Origin of the sequence: Kineosporia sp. R_H_3, assembly GCF_002198675.1 — a bacterium.
Lineage (GTDB): Bacteria > Actinomycetota > Actinomycetes > Actinomycetales > Kineosporiaceae > R-H-3.
In genome coordinates this window covers 1-6,332 of sequence record NZ_MWLL01000001.1, presented here as the reverse complement: position 1 = coordinate 6,332, position 6,332 = coordinate 1, and the positions used below count along the sequence as shown (strand labels likewise).

4 protein-coding genes are annotated in these 6,332 nt (G+C 69.8%); all 4 read right to left on the bottom strand.

Annotated features, from left to right (window positions below; translation table 11 throughout):
- Window positions 1–3,326, bottom strand: a 3,326-nt coding sequence (locus ECOMGDLI_RS00015) for a peroxidase family protein (protein ID WP_304441378.1), incomplete at its 3' end; no start/stop codon positions are given.
- A 1,498-nt stretch (window positions 3,327–4,824) separates the two neighbouring features.
- A complete protein-coding gene (locus ECOMGDLI_RS34215; RefSeq protein ID WP_158220797.1) occupies window positions 4,825–4,995 on the bottom strand; it encodes a hypothetical protein in 171 nt (56 codons plus the stop codon).
- Window positions 4,996–5,353: 358 nt separating this feature from the next.
- Entirely contained in the window at window positions 5,354–6,088 is a 735-nt protein-coding gene (locus ECOMGDLI_RS00010; protein WP_088312390.1) for a hypothetical protein, read from the bottom strand.
- Window positions 6,085–6,332, bottom strand: a 248-nt coding sequence (locus ECOMGDLI_RS00005) for a sigma factor-like helix-turn-helix DNA-binding protein (protein WP_304441377.1), incomplete at its 5' end; no start/stop codon positions are given. The genes ECOMGDLI_RS00010 and ECOMGDLI_RS00005, both read right to left, overlap by 4 nt.

Sequence of the window (6,332 nt, the reverse complement as noted above, 5' to 3'; positions counted from 1 at the left end):
CTGTCACCGATGAGCAGGTCCGGCTGGTCGCCGCCCTCCTCCCAGTCGTCGCCGCTGTCACCGAACACCGCGTCCGCGCCCTGACCGGCGATCGCGAAGTCGTCACCGGCGCCGAGGAAGTGCTCGTTGAGGTTGGCACCGCCGTTGGTGAAGTCCTTGCCGTCGCCACCCATGACGATGTCGTCGCCGATACCGCCGTCGATGGCGTCGTTGCCCGGACCGCCCTTGGGGACGTCCGCGCCGGCGAGATCGGTGATGATGTCGTCGCCCTCGCCGCCCAGGACGACGTCGTCCCCGGAGCCGCCGTCGATGACGTCGTTGCCGGCACCGCCCCAGAACGTGTCGTTGTCGTTGCCGCCGACGATCCGGTCGACGAACGTGCCGGGCCTGCCGTTGTAGACGGCCTGCCCGTTGATGCCCGACGGGTCGACGCTGTTGCGTGCCCGGTACTCGATGGTGCCGTTGGGCTGGCGCAGCAGCAGCCGGTTCTCGTTGCACTCCGAGGCCGGGTCGTCGTTCACCGAACCGGGGCCGGTGATGAAGTTGCCGGACACCCCGGCTCCGGTGAGGTTGCCGAGCTCGAACTTGCAGTCGGCGGTCGCGAACGGGTCGGCCTTGAGGGTCGACGCGTCCGTGTTGCGCATCATGAGCTCGGCGAACGAGTTGCCCTCGAGCTGGGCGCGCAGGTTCATGCCGGGTGTGCGGGCCAGGTAGTAGAACCGGTCACCGTTCTGCAGGTTCGTCAGCTGGTTCTCGAACACGTAGTTGAACGTCGTGCCGAGCAGGCCGCCGAACGGGTTGGTGGTCTCGGCGAGACCACCGACCCACAGGTCGATGTCGTCGACGCCGGTGGACGTCTTGCCGCCGGCGTCTGCCCAGCTGTCGGTGCCGAACATGAACTCGCCGGAGTCGGCCGGCGGGTTGACGTTGTCCGCGCTCTCGTCGACGTCCAGGGTCAGCGGGTCGTCCGCGAGGATCCCGTCCGGGCCGGGAAGGACCAGACCGTTGACGATCCGCTCGGCGGCGGTCCGCTTGCCCGCCAGCGTGGTGGCGCCGGTGACGATCGGGTGGGTGCCGTACGCCGCCACGAAGTTCACGAGCGACGAGGGGTGCTTGAGGGCCTGCCCGAAGTCGACCCAGTTCGTGTACGGCGTGAGCTGGCCGTCGTTGGAGGCCGCGAAGATCTGGCGGCGTACCTCGTTGAGCGGCGGGATGCCCTCGCTGCGGGCCCGGGTCATGTTGATCGCCGGGAGGTCGAGCGGGAGCCCGAGCAGGTTGTTCCGCAGCGTGTTGGTGACGAACTCGTCGATCTCGTTGCCGGTCTGGTCCGACATCCCCATGATGATCGACGTCGCGGCCTGCTTGGCATTGACCGGGGCGCCTCCGGCTCCTCGGTAGTACTCGGCGGGGTTGAGGAAGCCGTCGAGCAGCGGGATGTCGTTGTTCGACCCGTCCGGGTTCTTGCGGGCGATGTCCTCGGTGAGCATCGAGTGCCCGAACCGGTAGACCGCGTGCGCGAACTCGGCCGTGATCGCCGGGTCGACGTCGGTCTGGTTGAACGCGAACGCCTCGAACGGGTTGATCGCCGGCTGCACCTTGCGGGCGAACTCCTCGAAGACGAGGTGCTGGTACTGCATCTCCGTGACGAACCGCGCCGCCTGGAAGAGCCGCTCCTCGTAGGTGAAGGTCCGGTCGCTGCCTGGCGTGAGGTTGACGGCCTGGTACGCGTCGCGCAGCGAGGGGTTGGCGGCGAGGGTGGCTTCGATGTCCCCGACCAGGCGGTTGTGCTCGTTGTGGAACACCTGGTGCACGGCCTGCAGGGCGATGTTCTCGTTGCAGCGACCATCCCCGCAGATCGCGTGCTGGTCGAGCAGCTCGTTGTCGTACTCGCCGGGGGCGACCGGGTCGAGACTGGTCCCGGTGTTGGTGTCGCTGTCCGGTGTCAGCGCGGTGGAACCCTGCGTCGGTGCTGCACTGTGCGAGATGTCGTTGAGGAACGCGGTCCCGATCTTCTTCAACCCGCTCGTGGAGACCGGGCTGGCCGTGTCGCCCTCGACGAACGTGACGCCGTCCGCGAGCACATACTGCGGCATCCCCCGGGCCGGGCCCGGGATGTAGTTGCCGTACTGGTCGGTGACGACCATCGGAATGTCGTTGACGTCGACGTCTCGCAGCTCGATGCCGAGCTGTGTCGCCGCCTGCGTCTTGATGTCCGCCCAGGTGGCCAGGCCGTGGTCGTCGCCGGTCTTGTCGAGGAACCGACCGGTGGCCTTCGGCGTGCCGCTGGTGCTGTCGTACTCGCGCAGGAAGAACTGGTGGGACGCGTGCGAGGTGTACGTCTGGCTCTGGTCGACGAACGGGGTGTCCGTGTTCGCCGCGTTCCGGAACCCGTCCGCACCGGGCACGATCTTGCCGCGGCTCAGAGTCATGAACCGCAGGCTCTCGTCCACCTCGTCACCGTTGCCTGCGATGCCGTCGGGACCCCGGGTGACGAGCGGGTCGTCGGCCTTGAGCGGGACGAAGACGGTGCCGGCCCCGCCGCCGTTCGTGATCTTGTCGAGGCCGTGGTCGAAGAACTGGCCGAAGATCGTGAAGAGCCCGTTGAACGGCGGTGACAGGCCGACGTCCGTGGTGACGTTCGGGATGAACAACGTCTGGTTCTCCGGCACGCAGCCGTCGGGCGTCCCGTTCGGGTCACCCGGCGACGGGTCGACGGTGCACGGTACGACGCCCTCGTTGCCCTGGGTGCGCACCGGGAAGCCGGCGGCCTCGACCGCCGCGGGGTTGGTCGAGGTCTGGTCGACGATGAGGTTGCTCACCGTCCGCGGCTCGGAGTCGACGACAGAGCCGGAGGTCTGGGCGTAGCTGGTCGCGCCGGGCGGGCCCACGGGCCCGATGCCAGGGACGTTCGAGTCCTCGGCCGGGCTGAACACCGGCTCGGTGAGCCGCGGGAACGTCTGGTCCGCGGCGCCGAAGGTCTCCTGCCCCGACTGGAGGTTGTTGCAGGAGCCGTCCACGGTCCGCAGGCCGAACGACAGCAGCGGGCTCGCGATCTGGTTCGGGCCGGAGCCGAGCAGCGCGCCGCAGGGACCGGTCGTCGTGGTCGTGTTGTTCGCGTGGTACTCGGAAATCTTGATCTGCTTGAGGATGAACTCGAGGTCGGCGGGGCTCACCGTGAAGCCTTGGCCGACCACCGCCTTCGCCGGAGCGGCCGCGGAGACGCCGACGCCGGTGAGGACCACGGCGGCGGACGCGAGGAAGGCAACGGCGGAGCGCGCCCTGCGCGCACCGCGGCGGCCGAGGACCGCCCGTGGGATGGGATTCATGGTGTTCGCCCCTTCTGCAGGCAGCACCCATCGCCGGAGCACCTGGACGGCGCTCCGTACGTTGGGCACAGGTGGTAACTGCCGGCGACGCCCTGTCAGCGGCAGCAAGACACCAGGGCCACGACCTCCGGACGCGGCACCTGGGTATGGCTGATGAAGTTGGACCGCCGGGGATCGCGCAGACCTCGCGGCGGCATCGTGCCCTGATGGTTCGGGATGGATAACGGCGGGTAGGAACGGTAGGTGCACGTACGCGTTCAGCTGTCGGGAGGACAGGCGACGCTCACGCCGCCCAGGCCCGGCTGGGCCCGCGGTGAGTTCCGCGTCGGACGCGCCCCGGCGTCCCTCGCCATCGGACTAACTAACAGCAAAATGGCGAGTGAATGACGATGTTGTCACCTGACCTGGGGGGTGGCTGCCCCTAATGCTGGGGGGATCAGGGGTCCTCCGAACGGCCCATACGTGTCGTTCGGCACGCAACTGGGCTGCCATGCCACGCCCGTCAGGGCCGGCCGGCGCACCACTATCGGGGACGCCACTCAGCAAGACACTTGGTGGTGATTCCGTAGACGCCGCCTTCAATCCGTCCATCCGACGCGTCTGGCTGACGGGGCTGCGGACGATCCGCTCCTGTTGCGCATCCCCCTTGCGCTCGGCAGGTCATCATGGATCGATGACGAGGAAGGTCCGAGACTCGTGAGTGGGTGTGTGATGATCGCAAGGCGAGGGCGCAATTCGCCGGCCAGTACGTGGATGTGGCCGACCAGCAGCACGCCCTCATGCCGGGCGACGCCGGGATGCCTGTGGCGAGCCGTCGTAGCGATCACCCGCGGCGCTGGCTACGGGACCGTGGCTGGGCTTGCTGCGGACCTGTGGCTCGTCGCGATTCCCGCAGCACTGAGCGGACAGCATGAGCCCTCGTTCGGCGTGTACCTGCAGACGGTCGTGCAAGCCACGACCCGCGCCAGCGGCCCCCTGACCCTGGCGGGCTTGCTCATCGGCGCCGTCATCGGAACGGCCACCGCCAAGACGCGCCAAGCGTTGACCACTCACGGTTGCCGAACCGATCTGAGACGTCAATCTGCGCGCCCCTCCGCGCGCCTACCGCGGGTCAGCCTTCCCGGACAGCCGGTTGACGGTACCGGTGTCACCACCGACCAGTCACCGGACACAGCCCAGGCGCACCTTGGCACGAGCGGGGTCTTCCGGCTTGTGAGATGCGCGTCCTCGCCAAAGCCGGACCCACGCCCTGGTAGCGATGACCTACGTGACCCGCGCGACGGCTCAAACGCGTAGATCCGCGTGTCTAGGATCCACTGAACGGCGGAGCGGTTGCATCCGCCATGCGGCGTGACCTGTGCCTTGTCGCTCTCCGTAGTGGATCGACTCACCTTCAACTCGGCGTGTTGGTCTGCCCTGATCGGGGCTGCCCGGACCCCCTCCCCCACTGGATCTTTGACCCCAATGGGCGACGCGTGGCCGGCCGGCCGCGCGGGAGTCACCGCCGGCGTCCCGCCGGGGTCCCGGCAGCGGGCCGCAACGACGCGACGTGCACCGGCTCGTGCCACGCCAAGCGCGCGACGCGGGAGGCCCACGTGCGGGGCATCGTCAGTGCCGCCCCGGCCGTCGTCCTCGCCAACGTCGTCGTCGTCGGCTGGGTCGTCGCCATGGCCGGCGGCAGCTTCGACTCCGCCGCTCGGCGGCGAAGCCCGGCGGTCCGCGATCAGGTCGGTTCGCCTTGTGCTATACGTCGTCCCCACGACGGGTAACGCGAGCGCCCGCACCGGTCTAGCCAGCCGCAACGCCCAGCGGGTGCGCCCACTGACGGAGGCCCTGTCGTGCCCGGACAGGGCCTCCGTCGCGGCCTCTGTCGCGGGCCTCGTCGCCGGCTCCCCTGCCGGGGCCAACGTCAGACCGACCCTCGCACGCTGCCACGCTCAATCATCGCTCATGACCGCACCTGGACCACCCGCGCCGGGTCTAGCAAGCTGACGCGGCCAGAGATCAAACTAGGTATGGCTGTAGTACTACGTGCGCGAGAGTGGCACCGTAAGCAGAAGGACGTCGGTCGCGTCGTCGACGAGCCGGATGTACAAAACATCCAAAGGAGGCACGTTCACGGCCACCCGGGTCTTCCAGCCGCGCTTGTACCCCGCGGGCACGACCCACGTCTGCACCGGATGCGTCCAGCCGCCGGAGTCGACGAGCTCGATCCGGCACGTCACGCCGGACGTGAGCCCCCACGGGGCCACGACGAGGATGCTGCCGCGGCCCTCGCCGTGCGCGAGCACGTGGACGTCGGCCCCGACCGGGGAGGCGGGGTCCTGCGCGGTGCCCTCGGCGACGAGGACGTCGCCCGGCCGGGCGACCGCCGTCCCCGGACCTTCGTAGGTCTCGGTGATCTCGCGGGCGACGAGGACCCCGGCGGGGACGGCGACGAGCAGGGCCGCAGCGGCCGCCACCGCGACGAGCAGCCGGCGACGGCGCTGCCGGCGGTGCCGCATCTCCTCGAGGGTCCGAAGCAGCAGCGCCTCGTCCGGCACCTCGGCGTGCGGCACGCTCTCGTCGCGGGTCACGTCGAGGAGCGCGGGCAGCACCGCGAGCCGGGCGAACTCGTCCCGGCAGGTCGGGCACAGCTCCTGGTGCTCGCGGACGGCGTCCGGCAGCGGCTCGCCGCCCAGCAGGGCGACGGCGGCGTCCTCACGCAGGGCCGCGCAGGGGTTGGCGGTCGGGCCGCCCGGGGCGGGGGTGCTCGCCGTCACGGCACGAGCCCCCGCTCCTCGCACGCGACCCGCAGCGCCCGCAGCGCGTAGTACGCACGGGACTTCACGGTGCCCTCCGGGATGCCCAGCCGGGCGGCGGTCTCGGCGACGCTGCGGTCGCGGAAGTACAGGTGCTCGAGGACGGCGCGGTGGTCGGTCGTCAGGGTGGTCAGCGCCTCGGCCATGCCGTGCGCGAGGAGCACCCGGTCGAGCATCTCGTCGACGCCGCCGAGCGCGAGCAGCC

Bases quoted from the DNA above. Each gene is read 5' to 3' on its own strand.
- ECOMGDLI_RS34215 (WP_158220797.1), bottom strand. From the start codon at position 4,995: ATGGCGACGACCCAGCCGACGACGACGACGTTGGCGAGGACGACGGCC.